Origin of the sequence: Halomonas sp. 72, assembly GCF_052379785.1 — a bacterium.
GTDB lineage: Bacteria > Pseudomonadota > Gammaproteobacteria > Pseudomonadales > Halomonadaceae > Vreelandella > Vreelandella citrativorans.
In genome coordinates, this window is sequence record NZ_JBQSYY010000002.1 from 267,804 (window position 1) to 290,130 (window position 22,327).

Annotated in this window: 19 protein-coding genes and 3 tRNA genes; 17 read left to right on the forward strand and 5 right to left on the reverse strand. The window is 55.1% G+C overall.

Going from position 1 to position 22,327, the window contains the following annotated elements:
- Positions 1 to 10 precede the first annotated feature (10 nt).
- The 3 genes from kdsA (at position 11) to ACT3T6_RS03165 (ending at position 4,257) form a co-directional block, all read left to right on the forward strand.
- Positions 11 to 874 (forward strand): 3-deoxy-8-phosphooctulonate synthase, encoded by an 864-nt coding sequence (kdsA, locus tag ACT3T6_RS03155; protein ID WP_087107934.1) that lies wholly within the window; start codon positions 11 to 13, stop codon positions 872 to 874.
- Positions 875 to 931: 57 nt separating this feature from the next.
- Positions 932 to 2,221, forward strand: a complete 1,290-nt coding sequence (eno, locus tag ACT3T6_RS03160; protein WP_087107936.1) for a phosphopyruvate hydratase — start codon at positions 932 to 934, stop codon at positions 2,219 to 2,221.
- A gap of 644 nt (positions 2,222 to 2,865) precedes the next feature.
- Positions 2,866 to 4,257, forward strand: a complete 1,392-nt coding sequence (locus ACT3T6_RS03165; RefSeq protein ID WP_193055333.1) for an L-cystine transporter — start codon at positions 2,866 to 2,868, stop codon at positions 4,255 to 4,257.
- 167 nt (positions 4,258 to 4,424) lie between these two features.
- Here the strand turns inward: ACT3T6_RS03165 and fdxA are convergent, their stop codons facing one another.
- Entirely contained in the window at positions 4,425 to 4,748 is a 324-nt protein-coding gene (fdxA, locus tag ACT3T6_RS03170; RefSeq protein ID WP_087107940.1) for a ferredoxin FdxA, read from the reverse strand.
- A gap of 157 nt (positions 4,749 to 4,905) precedes the next feature.
- Positions 4,906 to 7,494 (reverse strand): DNA mismatch repair protein MutS, encoded by a 2,589-nt coding sequence (gene mutS, locus ACT3T6_RS03175; RefSeq protein WP_193055334.1) that lies wholly within the window; start codon positions 7,492 to 7,494, stop codon positions 4,906 to 4,908.
- A 148-nt stretch (positions 7,495 to 7,642) separates the two neighbouring features.
- Between mutS and ACT3T6_RS03180 the strand changes: the two genes are divergently transcribed.
- From ACT3T6_RS03180 to ACT3T6_RS03220, 9 genes are all read left to right on the forward strand, one after another.
- Entirely contained in the window at positions 7,643 to 8,176 is a 534-nt protein-coding gene (locus ACT3T6_RS03180) for a CinA family protein (protein WP_193055335.1), read from the forward strand.
- Between the two features lie 88 nt (positions 8,177 to 8,264).
- Complete coding sequence (recA, locus tag ACT3T6_RS03185; protein ID WP_087107947.1) at positions 8,265 to 9,326, forward strand: recombinase RecA; 1,062 nt, start codon at positions 8,265 to 8,267, stop codon at positions 9,324 to 9,326.
- Between the two features lie 5 nt (positions 9,327 to 9,331).
- Entirely contained in the window at positions 9,332 to 9,793 is a 462-nt protein-coding gene (locus ACT3T6_RS03190) for a regulatory protein RecX (RefSeq protein ID WP_193055336.1), read from the forward strand.
- Positions 9,794 to 9,963: 170 nt separating this feature from the next.
- A complete protein-coding gene (gene alaS, locus ACT3T6_RS03195; RefSeq protein ID WP_193055337.1) occupies positions 9,964 to 12,573 on the forward strand; it encodes an alanine--tRNA ligase in 2,610 nt (869 codons plus the stop codon).
- A 98-nt stretch (positions 12,574 to 12,671) separates the two neighbouring features.
- Entirely contained in the window at positions 12,672 to 13,922 is a 1,251-nt protein-coding gene (locus ACT3T6_RS03200) for an aspartate kinase (protein WP_087107953.1), read from the forward strand.
- A 192-nt stretch (positions 13,923 to 14,114) separates the two neighbouring features.
- Complete coding sequence (gene csrA / locus ACT3T6_RS03205) at positions 14,115 to 14,306, forward strand: carbon storage regulator CsrA (protein WP_087107955.1); 192 nt, start codon at positions 14,115 to 14,117, stop codon at positions 14,304 to 14,306.
- A gap of 124 nt (positions 14,307 to 14,430) precedes the next feature.
- Positions 14,431 to 14,523, forward strand: a tRNA-Ser gene (locus ACT3T6_RS03210).
- A gap of 17 nt (positions 14,524 to 14,540) precedes the next feature.
- A tRNA-Arg gene (locus ACT3T6_RS03215) sits at positions 14,541 to 14,617 on the forward strand.
- A 102-nt stretch (positions 14,618 to 14,719) separates the two neighbouring features.
- Positions 14,720 to 14,796 (forward strand) — tRNA-Arg (locus ACT3T6_RS03220).
- A gap of 135 nt (positions 14,797 to 14,931) precedes the next feature.
- Here the strand turns inward: ACT3T6_RS03220 and ACT3T6_RS03225 are convergent.
- Positions 14,932 to 15,939, reverse strand: coding sequence for a tRNA dihydrouridine synthase (locus tag ACT3T6_RS03225; RefSeq protein ID WP_226913703.1), 1,008 nt, complete (start codon positions 15,937 to 15,939; stop codon positions 14,932 to 14,934).
- Between the two features lie 126 nt (positions 15,940 to 16,065).
- Here ACT3T6_RS03225 and ACT3T6_RS03230 point away from each other — a divergent pair, with 126 nt between their 5' ends.
- The 3 genes from ACT3T6_RS03230 (at position 16,066) to ACT3T6_RS03240 (ending at position 19,557) form a co-directional block, all read left to right on the forward strand.
- Entirely contained in the window at positions 16,066 to 16,323 is a 258-nt protein-coding gene (locus ACT3T6_RS03230) for an OadG family protein (RefSeq protein WP_193055338.1), read from the forward strand.
- Positions 16,324 to 16,414: 91 nt separating this feature from the next.
- Complete coding sequence (gene oadA, locus ACT3T6_RS03235) at positions 16,415 to 18,223, forward strand: sodium-extruding oxaloacetate decarboxylase subunit alpha (RefSeq protein ID WP_193055339.1); 1,809 nt, start codon at positions 16,415 to 16,417, stop codon at positions 18,221 to 18,223.
- A gap of 11 nt (positions 18,224 to 18,234) precedes the next feature.
- Positions 18,235 to 19,557, forward strand: coding sequence for a sodium ion-translocating decarboxylase subunit beta (locus ACT3T6_RS03240; protein WP_087107962.1), 1,323 nt, complete (start codon positions 18,235 to 18,237; stop codon positions 19,555 to 19,557).
- 73 nt (positions 19,558 to 19,630) lie between these two features.
- On the opposite strand, the gene ACT3T6_RS03245 is transcribed toward ACT3T6_RS03240, so the two are convergent.
- Positions 19,631 to 20,263, reverse strand: a complete 633-nt coding sequence (locus ACT3T6_RS03245; protein WP_087107964.1) for an IMPACT family protein — start codon at positions 20,261 to 20,263, stop codon at positions 19,631 to 19,633.
- The gene (locus tag ACT3T6_RS03250; protein WP_087107966.1) at positions 20,264 to 20,701 is read right to left on the reverse strand and encodes a LexA family protein; all 438 of its coding nucleotides are present in this window, start codon (positions 20,699 to 20,701) and stop codon (positions 20,264 to 20,266) included.
- A 268-nt stretch (positions 20,702 to 20,969) separates the two neighbouring features.
- Between ACT3T6_RS03250 and ccmA the strand changes: the two genes are divergently transcribed.
- Both ccmA and ccmB read left to right on the forward strand, forming a co-directional pair.
- On the forward strand, positions 20,970 to 21,590 hold the full coding sequence (gene ccmA / locus ACT3T6_RS03255) for a cytochrome c biogenesis heme-transporting ATPase CcmA (RefSeq protein WP_193055340.1): 621 nt from the start codon (positions 20,970 to 20,972) through the stop codon (positions 21,588 to 21,590).
- Between the two features lie 3 nt (positions 21,591 to 21,593).
- Positions 21,594 to 22,322 (forward strand): heme exporter protein CcmB, encoded by a 729-nt coding sequence (ccmB, locus tag ACT3T6_RS03260; protein ID WP_193055341.1) that lies wholly within the window; start codon positions 21,594 to 21,596, stop codon positions 22,320 to 22,322.
- Positions 22,323 to 22,327 lie beyond the last annotated feature (5 nt).

The window sequence follows — 22,327 nt, forward strand, 5'->3', positions numbered from 1 at the left end:
GGGGAAGCCAATGTCTTCTCAAGCACCTTTCCAAGAGCGTCATATCAACATTGCCGGCCTAACCGCCGGCAATTCTTTGCCTCTCATGTTGCTGGGAGGCATGAATGTACTGGAGTCGGCAGAACTTGCCGATGAAGTCGCCCAAGCCTACGTTAGCGTGACGCAAAAGCTCGGCATGCCTTATGTGTTTAAGGCAAGCTTTGACAAAGCCAATCGCAGCTCGATTCATTCGTACCGTGGTCCAGGTATCGAGAAAGGCTTGCAGATACTCGCTGATATTAAGTCGCGTTACGGCGTGCCGATCATCACCGATGTCCACGAACCCTGGCAGGCGGCCCAAGCGGCAGAAGTGGCGGATATTATTCAGCTGCCTGCTTTCCTGGCACGTCAGACGGATCTCGTGGTAGCGATGGCCAAAACCGGTGCGGCGATTAATATCAAAAAGCCGCAGTTTCTGGCGCCTCATGAAATGCGCCATATTCTCAGCAAGTTTCAGGAAGCCGGTAATGATCGCCTGATGCTGTGCGAGCGCGGTTCAAGCTTTGGCTATAACAACCTGATTGTCGATATGCTTGGGTTTGGCGATATGAAGCAGACTGGCTACCCAGTGTTCTTCGATGTTACCCATGCGCTGCAACGCCCCGGCGGGCGTGCTGATAGTGCGGATGGGCGGCGTGCCCAGGTCGCCGAGCTTGCCCGTGCAGGCGTTGGCGTCGGGCTTGCGGGGCTGTTTTTAGAAGCGCATCCTGATCCGGATAACGCCAAGTGCGATGGTCCCTGTGCGTTGCCGCTTGACCAGCTTGAGCCATTTTTAACGCAGCTATCTCAGCTTGATTCATTGGTGAAAAATTTTGCGCCGTTGACCATTCGCTGATCGCGGCCATCATGCGATACATAACCTTCTAATAGACCGCCAACCAAGGAGACTGTCATGACCAAAATTGTAGATATCAGTGCACTGGAAGTACTCGATTCACGCGGTAACCCGACGGTGCTAGCGCGTGTGCGCCTTGAAAGTGGGGCAACGGGCGAAGCCTGCGCACCCAGCGGTGCTTCGACCGGTTCGCGTGAAGCGCTTGAGCTACGTGACGGTGACAAAGCACGCTATCTCGGCAAAGGTGTACTGACAGCTGTCGATGCGGTCAATGGCAAAATCCGTGAGGCGCTGCTTGGTATGGACGCGCGCGATCAGCGTGGTCTGGACGATGCCATGCTGGCGCTGGATGGCACTGACAACAAAGCCACTCTGGGTGCGAATGCAATTCTCGCGGTATCGCTGGCGGCCGCTAAAGCCGCGGCTAACGCCAAGGGCGTGCCGCTTTATGCACACATTGCCGAGCTTTACGGTCAGCCAGGTCAGTACAGCATGCCCGTGCCGATGATGAACATCATCAACGGCGGCGAGCATGCGGATAACAACGTGGATATTCAGGAGTTTATGGTGCAGCCGGTCGGCGCCAAAAACTTCCGTGAAGGCCTGCGTATGGGCGCTGAAATTTTCCACGCGCTGAAGAAGGTACTGTCTGCCAAAGGCCTGTCTACCTCTGTGGGCGATGAGGGTGGCTTTGCCCCTGACTTGGCGTCCAATGCGGATGCCTTGGCTGTTATCAAGCAGGCGGTGGCGGATGCTGGTTATTCGCTAGGCAGTGATGTCACGCTGGCACTCGACTGCGCGTCGTCTGAGTTCTACAAGGATGGCCAGTACAATCTTTCCGGTGAAGGTAAAAGCTACGATGCACAAGGCTTTACTGACTACCTGGCGGGCTTGTGCGAGGACTATCCGATTGTCTCTATTGAAGACGGTATGGATGAGTCGGATTGGGATGGCTGGAAAGCCCTCACCGACAAGCTGGGCGATAAAGTGCAGCTGGTGGGCGACGATCTGTTCGTTACCAATACCAAAATTCTTAAGCGCGGTATCGACGAGCAGATTGGTAACTCGATTTTGATCAAGTTTAACCAAATCGGTTCGCTGTCTGAAACGCTGGACGCCATCAAGATGGCTCAGGATGCAGGCTTTACGGCGGTTATTTCGCACCGTTCCGGTGAAACAGAAGACACCACCATTGCTGATTTAGCGGTGGGCACCTGTGCAGGCCAGATTAAAACCGGCTCCTTATGCCGCTCTGACCGGGTTGCCAAATATAACCGCTTGTTGGTGATTGAGTCAGAACTTGGCGATGTCGCTTATCCCGGCTTGAAGGCTATCAAGGGTCAATAACGGGGTTTGTTAGCAGCCTTGTAAGAAATGTCGCAAGATTTTGTAAGACATGTCCTACAAAAACCGACGAAAATCGCTCGATATGGGTAGGAAAAATAGAAGTTTTCGTCTAATTTAAGTTTATCTAATTGATTTTAAGTTGTTTTTTATTGAAGGGCAGGCCGCTTAGGCTTGCCCTTTTTGTTATAGGCCGCCTTGAGATGACGTTGTTATCTGCCACAATGCATTCAGGACAGGGGAGGCAGGGATGCTTTAGACAGAATGCAACGCAATGGGGTGTAAACAGGCACACCGAATGACACACTGAGGTGAATTTCGGTAGGGAAGCGGCCTGAGGAAGTTGACACATGGAGCGGTCAGAGGAAGTGTTTGGAGCGGGCGACCTAAGGGTCGCCTTTTTTTGTGCTTACGTTTTATACCTACGTACGTTGAATACCTGGCAAGAGGGTTGTTCCCGGTGTTTCTTACAACCGGCCGACGCAACCAGCCAAATGATTCCTAGGTTATAAGTAAAATCCATTTTTATTCTTCTTCGCTATTACTTACCATGGCCCGCAGAATTAGCAGGCTATGCTTCTGCTGCTGCGCTTGTCACACGGTACATCGTTGATGTGCCGTTTTTTGTTATTCAGGAGGTGCGTTACATGCATGGGTTGATTGCGATCAACGTGTTGGTCTTTATACTGGCGATTGCACTGCTGGCGCGTTGGCAGCGGCGTGGTGCCAGCCTGTCTCGCGTGGTGCTTGCAGGCCTGGTCGTTGGGGTGGTGCTTGGCGCGCTATTGCAATGGGGATACGCCGGTTCAGAGGTGCTTGAGGGCACCATCGACTGGGTAAACCTGGTAGGCGGTGGCTATGTCCAACTGTTAAAAATGATCATTATGCCGTTGGTGCTGGTGACCATTTTATCTGCTGTTACGCGCTTACATGATGCCAGTGCGCTGGGCAAGATTAGCCTGGGGGTACTTGGCATGCTCATGCTGACAACGGCGATTTCTGCCGTTATTGGCATTAGTATGACTCAGCTGTTTGGATTGTCTGCCGAGGGGCTGGTACAAGGCGCTCGCGAGCTGGAGCGCGGCCAAGCGATTGTCGAGCGCAGTGTTCAGGTGGCAGATCTGACCATCCCACAGCTTCTGCTCTCGTTTATTCCCAGCAATCCGTTTCAGGATTTAGCGGGCGCACGACCCACCTCCATTATCAGTGTGGTGATCTTTGCGACGTTTCTCGGCTTGGCCGCTCTGGGCATCAAGCGTGAAAATGCCGCGATTGGCGGCAAGCTTATCGAAGGCATCGATATTGTGCAGAAGTGGATCATGCGTTTGGTGCGCATGGTGATCCGCCTTACGCCCTACGGGGTACTGGCGTTAATGGCCAAAGTGGTTTCTACGTCGAACCTCAACGATATCTTTAATCTGCTCGGATTCGTCGTTGCCTCCTACGTTGGCTTGGCACTTATTCTGGTCATGCATGCACTATTTTTGATGGGCGTTGGGGTTAACCCCAAACGCTATTTTCAGAAGGTCTGGCCGGTACTCACCTTTGCCTTTACCTCACGTTCAAGCGCGGCCACGATTCCTTTGAATATCGAGGCGCAGGTAGACCGGATTGGCGTACCCCCTGCGATTGCCAACTTTTCAGCCTCCTTCGGAGCGACCATCGGCCAAAACGGTTGCGCGGGGCTTTATCCGGCCATGCTGGCCATGATGATTGCGCCCACGGTGGGGATTGATCCGTTTTCACTGGAGTTTCTGGCAACGCTGGTACTGGTCGTGACGCTGGCCTCGTTCGGCATTGCCGGTGTTGGCGGCGGGGCAACCTTTGCCGCGATTATCGTGCTCTCAACGCTTGATCTACCGATTGCTTTGGCGGGGCTTCTCATCTCGATTGAGCCGTTGATTGACATGGGCCGCACCGCCATCAACGTCAATGGTTCAATGACGGCGGGTACGGTGACCAGTCGTTTGCTCAAGCAGCACGACGCGGCTATTTTTGCTTCCAACGATGACCAGTTGGACGAGCCGAAAGCAGCGTGATTCAACCGACAAATTAAGCAAGCTACAAAAAGCCGCCTTCGGGTGGCTTTTTGCGTTTGTCACGTGCGTTATCCTTGAAGAGGAGGGACAAGCAGATATAAAAAAACCAGCGCGGACGCTGGTTTTTAAGCCGATGGCTAACGACACGGTACTAAAAGCGTGCTGTGTTATCGCTCCAGCTTGTCGATCTTGCCGCTCTTGCCATCCCACTCTTCGGCATCCGGCAAGGCATCTTTCTTTTCAGCGATGTTGGGCCACACTTCGGCCAGCTCAGCGTTGATCTCGATAAACGGTTCTTGCCCATCCGGCAGCTCATCCTCTGAGAAGATGGCTTCGGCCGGGCACTCAGGCTCGCATAGCGCACAGTCAATGCACTCATCCGGGTGAATCACCAGGAAGTTGGGGCCTTCATAAAAGCAATCGACCGGGCAAACCTCTACACAGTCGGTGTATTTGCATTGGATGCAGTTTTCGGTAACGACAAACGTCATCGCGCTATCCCTCTTGCGGGACCGGGGGAGGTCCCGGTCATAGGTCAATCATGAATGGTTATAAAACGGCTGTTTCTTATAAGCTAAAAAGTATGGGCGACATTCTAGTGGCGCCCATACCTCACGGCAAGCACTTGGCTATCTTCTCTTGTACCGGTTACAACAAATCTCGCCATTGATAGACCAATGCCAGCGCCTCGCGGGGCGATAAATCATCAATGTCGGCACGCTCCAGTGCTTCTAAAACCGGATGTGGCGCACTGGCAAATAGATCGTTTTGCTGAGGTGACGGGCTATTGGCAGGAGCCTGTTGTGCCGGGCCTGGGCGCGCCTGATGAGTGTCTACATCGCGCTGTTCCAGGGCAATCAACTTTTCACGGGCGCGCTTGATAACGTGGCTTGGAACACCGGCTAGTTGGGCGACCTGTAAGCCGTAGCTTTGGCTGGCCGGGCCTGCCTCAATGCGATGCATAAATACAATGCTATCGCCATGCTCTGTAGCGGTTAAATGAATATTTTCCACGCCTTCGGCCTGCTCGGGAAGGGCGGTCATTTCAAAGTAGTGCGTAGCAAAGAGCGTCAGTGCCTGCGCCTGCGCCAAGTGCTCAGCGCTTGCCCAGGCCAAGGAAAGTCCGTCGAAAGTACTGGTGCCCCGGCCGATTTCATCCATCAGCACCAGGCTATGCTCTGTGGCATTGTGCAGGATATTAGCCGTTTCGGTCATCTCGACCATAAAGGTGGAGCGCCCACCGGCAAGGTCATCCGAGGAGCCTATGCGGGTGAATATCCGGTCGACAGGACCAATCTCAGCCGCATCGGCAGGCACAAAGCTACCGCTATGGGCTAGCAGCGCGATCAAGGCGGTCTGGCGCATATAGGTCGATTTACCGCCCATATTGGGGCCGGTAATAATCAGCATGTGACGATCAGGCGAAAGCACAACGTCATTGGGCACAAACGGCTTGTCGCTGACTTGTTCTACCACTGGGTGGCGGCCAGCGGTAATGCTAATGCCGGTCGCGTCGCTCAGGGTCGGGCGCACCCAGTTAAGCGCATCGGCACGTTCGGCAAATGCACACAGTACATCAAGTTCGGCAAGCGCCCGGGAAGTGCTTTGTAGCGCCATGAGATGTTCGTTGAGTTCGCTTAGCAGGCGCTCATACAGCCACTTTTCACGGGTCAGTGCGCGTGACTTGGCGGAAAGCGCTTTGTCCTCAAACTCCTTGAGCTCGGGGATAATAAACCGCTCAGCATTTTTCAGCGTTTGGCGGCGGATGTAATCAGCCGGTGCTTGCTGGGCCTGGGAGCGGGGTAGCTCTATAAAGTAGCCGTGCACCCGGTTGTAACCCACCTTGAGGTTGGCAAGGCCAGTACGCTCACGCTCACGTAGCTCCAGTTGAACCAGGTAACTGCCAGCGTTTTCGGCCATACCGCGATGTTCGTCAAGCTCGGCATCATAGCCATCGGCAATCACACCGCCATCGCGGATCACCACCGGTGGGTTCTCGATCAACGCCCGGCTCAACTGGTCGGCGATATCTGGATAGGGGCGAATATGCGGACGCAAATTATCCAGCGTACTGCCGCTTTCTACGCCACCTAACTGCTGCTCAAGTGCTGGCAACGTATTAAGGGCGTCTCTTAAGCGGGCCAGGTCGCGTGGGCGGGCGCTATAGAGCGCGACGCGGGCCAAAATACGCTCTACATCACCCACATCATTGAGTGTGTCGCGTAGCGTCATGTATGCAGCATCGAGGCTTAAAAGCGCCACCCCCGCCTGGCGGCCCTGCACGGTTTCACGCTGGCGTAGGGGGCGATTCAACCAGCGCTTTAAAAGCCGCGACCCCATGGCGGTGGTGCAGGTGTCCAGTACGCTGGCAAGCGTATTGTCCGTGCTACCGCCAAGGTTGATGTCGATTTCTAAATTACGTCGGCTGGCAGCATCAATGACCACCGCATCATCACGGTTTTCAACGCTGAGTGCCGTTACGTGGGGCAAGCGCGAACGTTGAGTATCACGGGCATAGTCAATCAGTACCCCGGCGGCCACCAAAGCGGTGGTAAGGTGGGCGCAGCCAAATCCACGCAGGTCCTGAACTTCAAATTGGTCGCACAGGCTGCGATTGGCGCTTTCCAAATCAAACAGCCACTCGCCCTGGCGACGCAAGCTGCGCTTCTGCGACCACACGTCGGGCAGCGTCAGGCTCTCAGGCACCAGTAGCTCGGCAGGTGAAAGGCGGGTCAGCTCGGCAAGCATTTCGGCTTCGCTCTCGACTTCCAGCACGCTAAAACGCCCGCTGGATAGCTCAAGCCACGCAAGCCCCCAGCGGTCGCTGCCGGGTGCCAACGCGACCAGCACGTTGTCGCGCCGGGCATCCAGGAGCGCCTCATCATGCAGTGTGCCGGGTGTTACGATGCGCACGACTTGCCGCTCAACCGGACCCTTGCTGGTTGCCGGGTCACCAATTTGCTCGCAAATGGCCACGGATTCACCGGTAGCCACCAAGCGGGCCAGGTAGCCTTCGGCGCTATGATAAGGAACGCCCGCCATCGGGATGGGTTTGCCACCGGATTGGCCACGCTGGGTAAGCGTGATATCCAACAGCGCAGCCGCGCGCTTGGCATCATCAAAAAACAGCTCGTAGAAGTCCCCCATCCGGTAGAACAGAAGGACGTCAGGGTGTTCGCGTTTGATCTTTAAATACTGCGTGATCATGGGCGTATTGGGGGGGATGGCCTGTGACATGGGCGTCCTGATTGAGCGTGGCGTAAGCGCATCTCGCTTACGGCATGTTCATTAAATAAAAGCGTTAAATACGTTCTTTGAGCGATTTCGTTGAGAAAGCTAAACGCAGTATTCTACGCTGACTGATATCTTACATGAAGGAGCGACCATGACGCCCAGCATAACGAGCCTAAAAAATCTGGATTTGTCCCTGCTGGCGCAGCGGCTTGGAAAGCTTTGCCAGCAGTTGGATATAGAGGTGACCACGGCAGAGTCGTGTACCGGTGGCGGCATTGCCAGTGCGATCACCTCGGCTGCCGGCAGCTCGGCCTACTTCACAACGGGTTACGTGACGTATGCTAATGCGGCTAAAACGCGGCTGATCGGCGTCTCAGACGTTACACTACACGCCCATGGCGCTGTCAGTGAAGCGGTGGTGAATGCCATGGTGGCCGGTGCCTGCCGTGATAGCGGCGCGCAGTTGGGCGTGGCGGTCAGTGGTGTGGCAGGCCCCGAGGGCGGCAGCGATGAAAAGCCGGTGGGTACGGTGTGGCTGGCCTGGGGCGATGTTAATCACCAGGACGCCAAATGTTTTCATTTTCCCGGTGATCGCCAAGCGGTACGCGAGCAGGCCGTTCGCGAGGCGTTGGCAGGGTTGGTGGCGCGCCTGGATATGCTGGCTGAGGGTCAGGAAGAGAAATAATCGTTAAAAACCACGTTGAGGATTTGTTTAGCGACGAATTTTTGGCATAATACTGGTTAATTATACAGTCTGTGATGAGGGTGTTTGCATGGCTCAGGATGACAACCGTACGAAAGCGCTAAACGCCGCACTTAGCCAAATTGATCGTCAGTTCGGAAAAGGCACGGTAATGCGCTTGGGTGACGCGCCTCGCGTTGTGATGCCGTCAGTATCCACTGGCTCGCTGGGGCTGGATATTGCGCTTGGCATTGGAGGATTACCCTTTGGCCGAGTAGTCGAAATCTTTGGCCCTGAATCCTCCGGTAAAACCACCCTGACGCTTTCCGTGATTGCTCAAGCACAGAAGCAGGGCAAGGTGTGTGCGTTTGTTGATGCCGAGCATGCGCTTGATCCAAGCTATGCGGAAAAACTGGGTGTTAACCTCGATGATCTGCTGGTTTCCCAGCCAGACACGGGTGAACAGGCGCTTGAAATCACCGATATGCTGGTGCGCTCAGGCGGCGTTGACGTGATTATTATCGACTCCGTGGCAGCGCTTACTCCGCGTGCGGAGATCGAAGGGGAGATGGGGGATACCCACGTAGGCCTGCAAGCACGTTTGATGTCTCAGGCGCTGCGTAAAATCACCGGTAATATTAAAAACGCCAACTGTTTAGTGGTCTTTATCAACCAGATTCGCATGAAAATCGGCGTTATGTTTGGTAGCCCGGAAACCACTACAGGCGGTAACGCACTGAAATTCTACTCCAGTGTTCGGTTGGATATTCGCCGCACCGGCTCGGTGAAATCGGGCGATGAAGTCACCGGTAACGAAACGCGCGTTAAAGTAGTTAAAAACAAGGTAGCTCCGCCGTTCCGTCAGGCCGAGTTCCAGATTCTTTACGGCAAGGGTATCTACCATGCCGGTGAGGTGGTCGACTTGGGCGTACAGTGCAACCTGGTCGACAAGGCGGGTGCCTGGTATAGCTATAAAGGCAGCAAAATCGGTCAGGGCAAGGCAAACGCGGCTCAGTACCTTGAAGAGCATCCGGCCATTATGGAGGAGATCGAAAGCCAGATCCGCGAACAGTTGCTTGCCAAGCCTGACCCCAAGAAAGAAGAGGCATCGGCTGCTGATGTTGCCGCCGATGCTGACGACGACCTGCTGTAACGCTTATGTTTGCTTCGTCACGTGATGCCACCCCACGCGACATCGCACTACAGCTGCTATCTCGGCGCGAGTACTCTCGCGCTGAGATAGCGCAAAAGCTAAAACAAAAAGCCGTTGCTACTGCTGACATTGAGGCGTGCCTGGACACCCTTGAAGAGCAGGGGCTTCAGTCAGACGTCCGCTTTGCTGAAAGCTTTATCCGTTCACGCATTATGCGCGGTCAGGGCGTGATACGGATTAAAGGCGAGCTGCGTCAACGCGGCATCAGTCAGGAAATATTGACGGAAACTCTCGCCGCCGTAGAAGAGAATGAAGGTGTCGATTGGTTTGAACTGGCCCGTGATACCCTTTCGCGGCGCTTTTCCTCCCCCGGTGAATCCCCCAAAGAGCGCGCTAAACGTGAGCGCTTTCTAGCGTCACGAGGCTTCGATTTTGAACAAATTCGTTACGCGCTCTCTTGCCTGTAAAGCCTTCTTTCATCACTATTGTGGGTTATCGTTTTCTGACGTCTTTAGCTCTTAGCCATTAACTGCCGCTTTAGTCGTTAGACAACTGCGCTATAATGGCGCTTTTGCGACCCCAGCGGGTAGCGGCGACAGCGCCCTGGGGCATCATGCTTTATTGTTACGGATACCCTATGAGAAGCGCAGAGATCAGACAGGCCTTTTTATCCTTTTTCGAAGAGCAAGGGCATACCATTGTGCCCACAAGCTCTCTGGTGCCAGGTAACGACCCGACATTGCTGTTTACCAACGCGGGCATGGTGCCGTTCAAAGATGTGTTTCTTGGCCGTGACCCACGCCCTTATGTGCGTGCCACCTCGTCTCAGCGCTGCGTGCGTGCCGGTGGTAAGCATAACGACCTGGATAACGTTGGCTATACCGCCCGCCACCATACGTTTTTTGAGATGCTGGGTAACTTCAGCTTTGGCGATTACTTCAAGCGGGACGCTATCCGCTTTGCGTGGACGTTTTTAACCGAAACGCTGGGTCTGCCTAAAGAGAAGCTGTGGGTCACCGTACATATTAGCGATGACGAGGCCGAGCGCATCTGGAAAGATGAAATCGGCATCGACCCGGAGCGCTTCTCCAGGCTTGATGAAGATAACTTCTGGCAAATGGGCGATACCGGCCCCTGCGGCCCCAGCTCAGAAGTCTTCTTTGATCACGGCCCTGACGTATGGGGTGGTCCTCCCGGCAGCGCTGACGAAGATGGTGACCGCTACATTGAGATCTGGAATCTGGTCTTTATGCAGTTTGATCGCGATGCCCAGGGCACGCTGAACCCGCTGCCCAAGCCCTCTATTGATACCGGTATGGGGCTTGAGCGGGTAGCGGCCGTTATGCAGGGCGTGCACTCCAACTACGAAATCGATCTGTTCCAGAATTTGCTCCAGGCGGCCGCCAAGGCGACCGGGCATGCCGATATGGCAACGCCTTCGCTACGCGTTATTGCGGACCATATTCGTTCGTGTGCATTTTTAATCGCCGACGGCGTGCTGCCTTCAAATGAAGGCCGTGGTTATGTGCTGCGGCGCATTATCCGCCGAGCGGTTCGTCATGGTCACAAGCTGGGCGCCACCAAGCCGTTCTTCTATACCCTGGTGGATGCACTGGATGCCGAGATGGGCGATGCCTATCCCGAACTGCGTGAGGCGAGCGCCCAAATTGCCCGTATTTTGCTGAAAGAAGAGGAGCAGTTTGCGCGCACGCTGGACCACGGCATGGGCTTATTGAATACCGCGCTTGAGGAGCTTGATGGTAACGTGCTGTCGGGTGAAACCGTGTTCAAACTGTATGACACGTACGGTTTCCCGTTTGACCTTACGGCGGATGTTTGCCGTGAGCGTGGTGTGACGTTGGATGAAGTTGGTTTCCAGCGCGAGCTTGACGCTCAGCGCGAGCGTGCCCGTGCGGCCAGCCAGTTTGGCGCCGACTACAGCGCCTCTATTGAACTGGATGGCGAAACCCAGTTTACGGGGTATGACCAGCTTGAAGATCAGTCCACGGTAACTGCTATTGTGGATAGCGAAGGCAACGCCCTTGTTACGCTGGAAGCAGGCCAGAAAGGCACTGTCGTATTAGACCGTACCGCGTTTTATGGTGAATCGGGCGGCCAGGTGGGCGATACCGGCTACTTATACGTAGAGGGCGGCCGCTTCGAAGTTACCGATACACAAAAGCAGAACGGTCATCATCTGCACCAAGGCGTGATGATAGAAGGCACGTTGAACGTGGGGGCCAGCGTTCGTGGCGAGGTTGATGCCAGCTTGCGCTCTGCGACCATTCGCAACCACTCGGCCACCCACCTGCTGCACAAAGCCTTGCGCATGGTGTTGGGCGATCACGTGCAGCAGAAAGGCTCACTGGTAAATGCTGAACGTCTGCGCTTCGATTTCAGCCACTTCGAGCCTCTGAGTGCTGATCAGTTGGCAGAGGTGGAGCGTCTGGTTAACGAGCAGATCCTTGCTAATGCGCCGACGTACGTTGAGCAGATGAGCCTGGAGCAAGCCAAGGCCAAAGGGGCTGCGGCGTTGTTTGAAGCCAAGTATGCGGAAAATGTTCGCGTATTGACGATCGGTGCTGACGGCTTTTCGATTGAACTGTGTGGCGGTACTCACGTTGCACGAAGTGGTGATATCGGCTGCTGCCATATCGTCAGTGAAGTAGGTATTGCCTCTGGCGTGCGGCGCATTGAAGCCATTACCGGCGAGAATGCGTTGGCGTACTTCCGCGAGCAGGAAGCGCGCGTGCAGCGGTTGGGTGATCGCTTGAAAACCAAGCCCGAGCAGGTGGAAGCCCGCGTAGAGTCATTGGTCGAGCGTAATCGCAGCCTGGAAAAAGAGCTTGAGCAGTTGAAGGCTAAGCTGGCAAGCGCTGCGGGTAGCGACATGCTGAGCCAGGCGCAGGAGATCGGCGGCGTTAAGCTGCTGGCGACTCAGTTGGAGGGAGTATCCGGTAAGGATCTGCGTGGCGTGCTTGACCAACTTAAAAACAAGATTGGCTCTGGCGTTATTATCCTGGGCGTTGCCGATGAGGCGGCGGGCAAGGTCAGTCTGATTGCAGGCGTGACTCAAGACCTGACCGAGCGCGTTAAAGCCGGTGAGCTGGTTAACCATGTCGCCTCGCAAGTTGGCGGTAAAGGCGGTGGTCGTGCTGACATGGCGCAGGCGGGTGGCAGTCAGCCAGAAGCGCTGGCTGGCGCGTTAAGTAGCGTCCCCGCGTGGCTGGAAAACATACTTAGCTAATCACAAAGGCCGGTGGCAATTATCTGCAACCGGCCTTTTGCTAACTTAATATAACTACTTTCATCCTCCATTCCCGAACGAATAGGAAAAAACGGCATATGGCACTATACGTACAGAAGTTCGGTGGCACCTCGGTAGGTTCTGTTGACCGTATCAAAGCCGTGGCGGAAAAGGTCAAGGGCTTTCGTGACCAGGGCCACCAGGTCGTGGTCGTGGTCTCCGCCATGAGCGGAGAGACCAACCGGTTGACCGATATGGCCAATGCGCTTAACGATGACCCCGCCCCGCGTGAAATGGATATGCTGCTCTCGACCGGTGAGCAGGTAACGATTTCATTGCTCGCCATGGCGCTCCAGCAGGTTGGCGTTGCGGCCACTTCGCACACCGGTGCCCAGGTCGGTATTCATACTGACAATGCTTACACCAAAGCGCGTATTCAGCGCATTGAAACCGAAGACCTTAAGGCTGACCTCGATGCAGGCAAGGTCGTGGTTGTGGCTGGTTTTCAGGGCGTTGATGAAGACGGCAATATCACTACGCTAGGACGTGGTGGCTCGGACACTACCGGGGTAGCGCTTGCTGCGGCACTCGGCGCCGATGAGTGCCAGATCTATACTGACGTTGATGGGGTTTACACCACTGACCCCCGCGTATGCACCAAGGCACAGCGCCTGGAGTGCATTACGGTGGAAGAAATGCTGGAGCTTGCAAGCCTGGGCTCCAAAGTGCTGCAAATTCGTGCGGTAGAGTTTGCGGGCAAGTACAACGTTCCCCTACGGGTACTGTCGAGCTTTGAAGATGGCCCCGGTACCCTAATTATTGCAGATGCTGACCAAGACGAGGACTCCATGGAAGAACCGCTGATTTCCGGTATCGCGTTTACCAAAAATGAAGCCAAACTGACACTGCTGCACACGCCCGATGTACCAGGTGTTGCGTCGCGCATTCTTGGCCCTATCGCTGATGCCAACATTGAAGTCGATATGATCGTGCAGAACGTAGCACCGGCGGGTGACTACACCGACTTTACCTTCACCGTGGCGAAGGGCGACTACAAGACCACCAAGAAGCTGCTTGAAGAAACGGTCATTCCTGACCTGGGCGGTGGTGAGCTGCGTGGCGATGACAATATCGCCAAGGTATCCTTGGTCGGTGTTGGCATGCGCTCTCACGCCGGTGTTGCCTCGAAGATGTTCCGCGTTTTGGCTGATGAAAACGTCAATATCCGTATGGTTTCCACCTCTGAAATTAAAATCTCAGTGGTGATTGATGAAAAGCATATGGAACTTGCCGTTAACGCGTTACACAAGGCATTTGGCCTGGATAAGTCAGATATAGAATCTGAATAACATTTCTGCCTTAAACCTTCTACGCTGAAAAGGTACTCGCTACTTGCCGGTGGTGAGCTTTCTTTCAACGGGAGGTTTGGGTGTCATGGAGTCAGAGGCATTGGTTAGCGCGCCGCTATGCCGCATAATGGCTTAGTGGCGCCTCTGGTGGACACAACCCGTTGTATAAAACGTCTGAGAAGGAGATCAGCCATGCTCATCCTAACCCGCCGAGTTGGCGAAACATTGATGATAGGTGATGAAATCACCGTCACAGTGTTAGGTGTGAAAGGTAATCAAGTGCGTATCGGCGTCAATGCGCCGAAAGACGTGGCTGTACACCGTGAAGAGATCTATCAGCGCATCCAGCGCGAGCGTAGCAGTGAAGAAAGCGAAGCAGAATAAATGGTCGCTTTTATCGCGCCCAATACAGGGCGTATCAACGGTAAGATGAAGCTGGCGCGAAAAAAATCGGCATAGGACTAGACAGCAGTCGCTGAAATCGGTAACATTCGCGCCGTGCTGTTGAGGAGAGGTGGCCGAGTGGCTGAAGGCGCTCCCCTGCTAAGGGAGTATAGGGTTTATAGCCCTATCGAGGGTTCGAATCCCTCTCTCTCCGCCAGCCGCACATTAGAAGATGCGCCCGTAGCTCAGCTGGATAGAGTACCTGACTACGAATCAGGGGGTCGGAGGTTCGAATCCTCCCGGGCGCGCCATCTTCTAACCTGATGTAAGGCGGAAGCCTATAAGTATTTCATTACAAGTATTTAAGCATAAGCACTTCATCATGTTTAGTAATGAGTATTTACATCACTAAAGCGCCCGTAGCTCAGCTGGATAGAGTACCTGACTACGAATCAGGGGGTCGGAGGTTCGAATCCTCCCGGGCGCGCCAGATTCTAAACCCGTTCTCTTTTATGAGAGCGGGTTTTCTGTTTTCTAGCCTGACCAGGGCGGCTCGCGCTTTGGTTTTGGATCGTTTTAAGCGCCCCGCATTGCGAGGGCGCTTTTTTTTGGTCAATGCGCTTGCTTAGTGGCAGCTGACAGCCGCCTCAGGGTGCGCTGTGTCGATGACCAGGCTTTTAAGCAGGGTGTCAAGGTCTGTTAGGCGTTTAACGCGCTGAAAGTGCTGGTTGGCTTCTTCATTGCCCTGACGCATCTGTGCGAGCCACTGCTTTACCAGCGAGACCACAACTCGGTCGGGTAGATGCTGCCGCTGAAGGTGCGCGTACTCCTTGATCACGCTGGCACGCATTGGCCATGTGGTTTCAGGCAGTCGTTCGCCGGTTCGCTGCCAGTGCCGGATACGTGGCGCAAGCCAGGGGTCTGCTAGCGCGCTACGGCCTAACATCACATCTCTGCAGCCTGACAGGGTGCGCGCTTTCCAGTACGCCTCCAGCGTCCATATATCGCCATTGGCAACCACGGGTATCGATACCTGCTGGCGCACTCGGCCGATCCACTCCCAGTGGGCCGGAGGGCGATAGCCTTCATCACGTGTGCGGCCGTGAACAACCAGACGAGCGGCACCGCCTGCCTGGGTCGCCTGGGCGCAGGCGACGGCTAAGCGCCGGTCTGAAAAGCCCAGGCGGATTTTAGCGGTGACCGGAATTTGACCCTCAAGTGCTTCGGAGACGGCCTTCACTGCCTGGTAGACGCGTTCAGGGCGGCGTAGTAACGAGGCGCCTCCATCATGCCGATTAACCAGCTTGGCCGGGCAGCCGAAATTCAAGTCCACGCTGACAGCGCCTAGCGCTAACGCCTGGCGAGCATTTTTAGCCAGCGCCTTGGGGTCAGAGCCAAGCAGTTGCAAATGCACGGGAATGCCGCTGGCGGTCGCAACAGGGCGGTTGGTAAGCTCAGGGCAGTGCTTGTAAAACACTCGGGGCGGGAGGCGCGTGTCGACCACGCGGACAAATTCGGTAACGGTCCAATCAAAGCCTGCCTCACGCGTTAATAAGTCGCGGGTGAGGGCGTCGATAACGCCCTCCATCGGGGCGAGGCCAATTTTTCCGTTTTGTAGTAAATTAACAACCATGACTTCCACTATGGCGCGATTGCGTTTTATGCTGGGTGTGGCAGGTTAGTGTATTACTTTGACGGCGCCAAGGGACTTTTAGAACCCTTTAAGCGTTAATTTATGCTCTACAACAAGAGAGACATTATGCAGAATGCAGAACTACTCCAGGAGGGGCTCGCAATTATGGGGCTTGGGATGGGCTTTGTTTTTGTTTTTCTTACTATTTTAGTCATTAGCGTTACGTTGATGTCAAAACTGTTAGGACGTTTTCAGCCGACGCCTGTGCCGACGTTAGCAGGTACAAAGCCTTCGTCTGCTCCCGCGTTGAGTGGCGAGGACGAGGAAGCGACTGCAGTTATCAGTGCTGCGGTGCATCGTTACCGCTCATTAAAGCGTCACTAATCGGTAATTTTTTAGTCAGCCTATCCCCTTATTTGCCTTTATTTTGTTAGTTTTACTACATATCAATAATTTTAACGTGTGAGCTACTGCTATGAATGAGACAAAACGCCCGCTGGGAATTACCGATGTGGTACTGCGTGATGCCCATCAATCACTGTTTGCGACCCGCTTGCGTCTGGACGATATGCTGCCCATCGCTGAAAAGCTGGATCGTGTTGGCTACTGGTCGCTAGAGACCTGGGGTGGCGCCACCTTTGATGCATGCATTCGTTATTTAGGCGAAGACCCATGGGAGCGTATTCGGGCATTAAAAGAGGCGATGCCCAATACGCCTCAAGCCATGCTACTGCGTGGTCAAAATCTGTTGGGCTATCGCCACTATGCGGATGACGTAGTCGATAAGTTTGTCGAACGGGCCAAAACCAACGGCGTTGATGTGTTCCGTGTGTTTGATGCCATGAATGACCCGCGCAACCTGAAGCGCGCGATTAAAGCGGTTCGTCAGGTGGGTGGGCATGCGCAGGGCACTATTTCCTACACGGTAAGCCCGGTACATACCCTGGATAGCTGGGTCGATCTAGCGACCAATATTGCCGAAATGGGCGCAGACTCGCTGGCTATCAAGGATATGGCGGGGCTGTTAACGCCTTACACCGCATTTGAGCTGGTAACGCGGCTGAAGAAAAATCTGTCTATTCCTGTTCACCTGCATTGCCATGCCACGACAGGACTTTCCACTTCCACCATTCTTAAGGCAGTCGAGGCCGGTATCGATAACGTCGATACCGCGATTTCGTCCATGTCGATGACGTATGGACATAGCCCCACAGAGTCCGTTGTTGCGATGCTCAAGGATACCGACCGTGATACCGGGCTGGACCTTGAACTGTTGGAAGACATCGCGGGCTATTTCCGTGAAGTACGTAAAAAGTACGCTGCTTTTGAAGGTTCGTTACGCGGCATCGATTCGCGCATTCTGGTGGCCCAGGTGCCAGGCGGCATGCTGACCAATATGGAAAGTCAGCTGAAAGAGCAGGGTGCGGGCGACAAGCTGGACGATGTGCTTGGCGAAATTCCTCGTGTGCGTGAAGACCTGGGATTTATTCCGCTGGTGACGCCCACGTCGCAAATCGTCGGTACCCAAGCGGTAATGAACGTGATGATGGGCGAGCGTTACAAGTCCATTTCCAAAGAGGTGCAGGCGCTGCTGAAAGGCGAATACGGCGCGGCACCCGCCCCCTTTAATACCGAGCTTCAAGCCCGCGTGCTGGAGGGCGGTCAGCCGATTACCTGTCGCCCGGCGGATAACCTTGCACCTGAAATGCAAAAGCTGGCGGCAGAGCTTAAAGAGAAAGCCGGCGCCGAGCAGGTACGCTTGGCAGAGGGCGAGTGTGAAATAGATGATGTCCTCACCTACGCCTTGTTCCCGCAAATCGGTCTGAAGTTTCTTAAAAATCGTGATAACGCGGACGCTTTCGAACCTGCGCCCCAGGTGGCTGGTAGCGAGCCTGCCAAGCCTCCGGTGGTTACTCAAGACAGTGCGCCAGAGGCGGCACGTGGCCCTGAAACCTATACCGTAAAGCTCAATGGCAAAGCGTTTGTAGTGGAAGTTTCTGAAGGCGGCGATATTGGCCAGGTGCAAGAGCAGTCGCCTGCGCCTGCGGCGAGCCCCGCCCCGGCGGCCAGCCGTGGTGAAGCCATAGAAGCACCGCTTGCTGGCAATATCTTCAAGGTGAATGTGCGCCCTGGCGACCAGGTAGCGGATGGGGAAGTGGTCATCATTCTTGAAGCTATGAAAATGGAAACCGAAATTCGCGCCAGCAGTGCCGGCACGGTATCGAAAGTCAATGTTAGTGAAGGCGACAGCGTAGCTGTTGGCGACGTACTGATTGAGCTTTAAGGGCCTCGGGAATGGATAAGCTAGTCACGTTATGGGAGGGCTCGGGGCTTTATAACCTTGAGCTTGGCCAGGTGGTCATGATCGGGGTCGGGCTGCTGCTGCTCTATTTGGCGATCCATAAGAAATTTGAGCCGCTGTTGTTGGTGCCGATTGGTTTTGGGGGGATTCTTGCCAATATTCCCGAAGCTGGCCTTGCGATTTCAGCGCTGGACCAGGCCATTGAGGTTGGCAAGCCTGCCGTGCTTCAGCAGGTTGGTGCCGCGCTGGGCGTAATGCTGGATCCTTTGGCAGGTATTGATGCGTGGCGTGAAACGCTCAAAGTAGTTGCCCATGGTGAGGTAGCGCCAGAGCAGCTGCGTGCCGCTAAGGATATTGCGACAAGCGTCGGTTACAGCAATGGCATGCTGTATAACTTCTATTCAGTGGCCATTGCATCGGGTATCGCACCGCTGTTGATCTTTATGGGCGTGGGTGCCATGACTGACTTTGGCCCGCTGCTTGCCAACCCTCGTACGCTGTTTCTAGGTGCTGCGGCCCAGTTTGGTATTTTCGCCACGCTGTTTGGTGCCGTTGTGCTGACCTCCATGGGCATCATGGACTTCTCGCTGAACCAGGCGGCAGCGATCGGGATTATCGGCGGCGCCGATGGGCCAACGTCTATCTATGTGTCCAGCGTGCTTGCTCCAGAGCTATTGGGTGCTATCGCGGTGGCGGCCTACGCGTACATGGCGCTGGTGCCGTTAATCCAGCCACCTATTATGCGGCTGTTAACCACTGAAAAAGAGCGTCAGATAAAAATGACGCAGCTGCGCCCCGTCTCCAGGCTGGAAAAAGTGATCTTTCCTCTCATGCTGTTGATCCTGGTCGCGCTGTTTCTACCCGACGCAGCACCGCTTCTGGGGATGTTCTGCTTTGGTAATTTGATGCGCGAATGCGGCGTGGTAGAGCGGCTTTCGGATACCGCCCAGAACGCGCTGATCAACATCGTGACGATCGTTCTAGGGCTTTCTGTTGGTTCAAAGCTGATGGCGGAAAGCTTCTTGACGGTGGAAACCCTCGGGATTCTGGGGCTGGGTATCGTGGCCTTCGGAATTGGTACCGCCGCCGGCGTGTTAATGGCCAAGCTGATGAACCTAATGAGCCGTATGCCGATTAATCCGCTGATAGGTGCTGCCGGGGTATCCGCTGTGCCTATGGCGGCGCGTGTAGCTAATAAGGTCGGTCTGGAATCCAATCCGCATAACTTCTTGTTGATGCATGCGATGGGTCCAAACGTGGCAGGAGTAATTGGTTCTGCCGTGGCTGCCGGGGTAATGATTAAATATTTGGGATAAATAGACAGGATTGACGGGGAAGCAGAAGTGCCCCATGCACGGCTTACGGTTTACACCGTAAGCCGTTTTTGGTTTAGGGGGCGGGTGCGTTTACCGGGGTAACGTCCAGCGTGCACTTTAGGCGATTTTCCAAGGGGGAAAGGTCGAACGTCTGGTCGCGGGGCCAGCCAATGGTGAGCTGAACACCTTCGCCATCGTAGTTGACGTGTTCAATGGGGATGGCCTTTTCGTCGCACCAGGCGCGGGCGATCGCCTCGCTGGCAAAGGTAAGGCGTAGCGTGTAGGCGTCTCGCTCAATCACTTCACGCGTCGGTAAGGTTTCCAACGCATGGCTGATGGCTTGAGCGTAAGCCCGTGCCAGCCCGCCGGTGCCTAGCTTGGTGCCGCCGAAGTAGCGCGTCACGACACCGCCGATTTCACCCATTTGGCTGCCTTGAAGTACCTGGTACATTGGCCGACCGGCCGTGCCGCCAGGCTCGCCATCATCGGAAAAACCAATCAGTGTTTGCTCCCCAGGCGGCCCAGCAATATAAGCCGTACAGTGATGGCTGGCATTGGGGTGAGCAGCTCTTGCCGCTTCAAGAAGTGCACTAAAAGCGGCCACATCTGGCGCATGGCATAGCCACGCCAGAAACTGGCTTTTTTCGACCTCTATCTCGGCGGTATGCCACTGCGAGGCAGCTAAATCAGGAACTTGATAACGCAATCAGTGCTCCATAAGGCCATAAGAATTGGCAGCAAGGTCGTTGGCACTATCCTGCGCCACACCCATTACCATTCCTAACACTTGAATATCGCAATTGTGCAAAAAGAGATCCGGCGCTTGGGTATCGGCAGGCCATAAATGTACGCCAAAGCGACTGATCGAGAGCTGCTTCAACGCAACAGGTTGCTGATTGATGTGAGCGACGGCGGTTTCTTCGTGGGTATCGCATTGAAAACGCCGAATAATAATGACATCTCCATCAAACAAGTTGCAATCACGCATTCGGTTGCCGCGTATTTTGAGGGCGTAGGTATTGTGCCGCGTTCTGCGTGGTGCTGTTTTAAAGGCGCGTGCCGATTGAATGCCTTTAGGTGCGCAGGACGCGCTGCTCAATACGGTAGAACCGGCGTGAGTTGGTGCTGACATCGATATATTCATAGGAAATTCTCCAATGCAGCGCCCTTTCCCTAGGCGTTTAGTAGTGGCAAGCCAGCAGGTTGTTGGCATGTCTTTTCATACAGTGTTTTAGTATACAGCTGTTTTTGCATACAGTGGTAGTGCTGTTTTTATCCAGTGCCTTTTGCTATTCAAGATGCTGGTCCCGTCGGCACGCTTGGTGCATTCTCACGGCCGCTGCGATTGGCTGGAGATAACGTGGCTTTCCGTGTAGAGTTTTGGCTAACTATCAACCTGTTGGGAGATACCTTTGAGCCTGTGCCTGCAAGCACGACAACTAGCCTGCGAGCGTGATGGGCGCTGGCTATTTGAAGGGCTCGATCTCACGATTCGCAGCGGTGACATCGTTCGAATTGAAGGCCCCAATGGCAGCGGCAAGACCACGCTGTTAAAGCTGCTGGCAGGTCAACTGAGTGATTACCAAGGCGAGCTTTTCTGGAACGGCGCGCCACTTCGCAAGGTGCGTGAACATTATCTGGCCAACCTGCTGTATCTGGGGCATTCGCCAGGCATCAAGGCTGGGCTTTCACCGCTTGAAAACCTGGCCTGGTACCAGGCGCTAAGCGGCGAGCGGGGTAATGAATCGCAGCGCCTGAGCGCTTTGGAGCAAGTAGGGCTTGGCGGTTTTGAGGACGTATTGGTCGGCCAGCTGTCGGCGGGTCAGCAGCGCCGTGTGGCGCTGGCCCGGTTAACGCTGACGCGCCGTCCGCTCTGGGTGCTTGACGAGCCGTTTTCCGCCATTGACCACCAAGGCGTAGCCGCGCTTGAAGCGCAGCTTTCAGCTCACGCTCAAGCTGGGGGGAGCATTCTGGTAACCACTCACCATGCGCTGAATGCTTCGCCCGCCGCTCGCTGTATTCAACTGGGATAAACAATGACGCAGGGGCAGAAGGCGACCACTACACTACTTGAAACGCCGGTGCCGGGCGGGCTGTGGATCGCCTTTACCGCCACCCTCAAGCGTGATGTAACACTGATGTTCAGACGCCGCGGCGAACTGTTCAATCCGCTGGTCTTCTTCGCGCTGGTGATAACGCTGTTCCCAATCGGCATTTCACCCGACCGCGCCGTACTTGCGCTGATCGCGCCAGGTCTTTTGTGGGTAGCGGCGCTTCTGGCGGCGCTTTTGTCGCTGGATAGCCTGTTTCGCACCGATTATGACGACGGCAGCCTTGAGCAGATGCTGCTCGCGCCTCAGCCGCTAGCCGCGCTTAGCCTGGCCAAGGTACTTGCCCACTGGTTGTTGACCGGGCTGCCGCTGGCGCTGGTTGCGCCGCTTCTGGGTGTGACGCTGGCCCTGCCTCCGGGCAGCTACGCGGTGCTTGCGCTTTCGCTTTTGCTGGGCAGCGCCAGCTTGAGCCTGCTTGGCGCGATTGGTGCGGCGCTAACCGTTGGTATCGCGCGGGGCGGCGTACTGCTGTCGCTGCTTATACTGCCGCTGTATATACCGGTGCTTATTTTTGGGGTCGGGGCGGTGCAGGCTGCTGTCATCGGTGAAGGCGTTGCGGCGCACCTGGCCATGCTCGGGGCCCTGCTGGCTGCGTCGCTACTGTTGGCTCCCTGGGCGATTGCCGCCTCGCTACGCATCAGTATCAACGGTTGAGGACA

What these genes read in the sequence shown, in the direction of transcription:
- ACT3T6_RS03230 (WP_193055338.1), top strand. Translation starts at nt 16,066, where the DNA reads ATGCAGAATGCAGAACTACTCCAGGAGGGGCTCGCAATTATGGGGCTT.
- kdsA (WP_087107934.1), top strand. Translation starts at nt 11, where the DNA reads ATGTCTTCTCAAGCACCTTTCCAAGAGCGTCATATCAACATTGCCGGC.
- ACT3T6_RS03250 (WP_087107966.1), bottom strand. Translation starts at nt 20,701, where the DNA reads ATGAATATATCGATGTCAGCACCAACTCACGCCGGTTCTACCGTATTG.
- fdxA (WP_087107940.1), bottom strand. Translation starts at nt 4,748, where the DNA reads ATGACGTTTGTCGTTACCGAAAACTGCATCCAATGCAAATACACCGAC.
- ACT3T6_RS03180 (WP_193055335.1), top strand. Translation starts at nt 7,643, where the DNA reads ATGACGCCCAGCATAACGAGCCTAAAAAATCTGGATTTGTCCCTGCTG.
- ccmB (WP_193055341.1), top strand. Translation starts at nt 21,594, where the DNA reads ATGACGCAGGGGCAGAAGGCGACCACTACACTACTTGAAACGCCGGTG.
- ACT3T6_RS03200 (WP_087107953.1), top strand. Translation starts at nt 12,672, where the DNA reads ATGGCACTATACGTACAGAAGTTCGGTGGCACCTCGGTAGGTTCTGTT.
- oadA (WP_193055339.1), top strand. Translation starts at nt 16,415, where the DNA reads ATGAATGAGACAAAACGCCCGCTGGGAATTACCGATGTGGTACTGCGT.
- mutS (WP_193055334.1), bottom strand. Translation starts at nt 7,494, where the DNA reads ATGTCACAGGCCATCCCCCCCAATACGCCCATGATCACGCAGTATTTA.
- eno (WP_087107936.1), top strand. Translation starts at nt 932, where the DNA reads ATGACCAAAATTGTAGATATCAGTGCACTGGAAGTACTCGATTCACGC.
- ACT3T6_RS03190 (WP_193055336.1), top strand. Translation starts at nt 9,332, where the DNA reads ATGTTTGCTTCGTCACGTGATGCCACCCCACGCGACATCGCACTACAG.
- ACT3T6_RS03225 (WP_226913703.1), bottom strand. Translation starts at nt 15,939, where the DNA reads ATGGTTGTTAATTTACTACAAAACGGAAAAATTGGCCTCGCCCCGATG.
- alaS (WP_193055337.1), top strand. Translation starts at nt 9,964, where the DNA reads ATGAGAAGCGCAGAGATCAGACAGGCCTTTTTATCCTTTTTCGAAGAG.
- recA (WP_087107947.1), top strand. Translation starts at nt 8,265, where the DNA reads ATGGCTCAGGATGACAACCGTACGAAAGCGCTAAACGCCGCACTTAGC.
- ACT3T6_RS03240 (WP_087107962.1), top strand. Translation starts at nt 18,235, where the DNA reads ATGGATAAGCTAGTCACGTTATGGGAGGGCTCGGGGCTTTATAACCTT.
- ACT3T6_RS03165 (WP_193055333.1), top strand. Translation starts at nt 2,866, where the DNA reads ATGCATGGGTTGATTGCGATCAACGTGTTGGTCTTTATACTGGCGATT.
- csrA (WP_087107955.1), top strand. Translation starts at nt 14,115, where the DNA reads ATGCTCATCCTAACCCGCCGAGTTGGCGAAACATTGATGATAGGTGAT.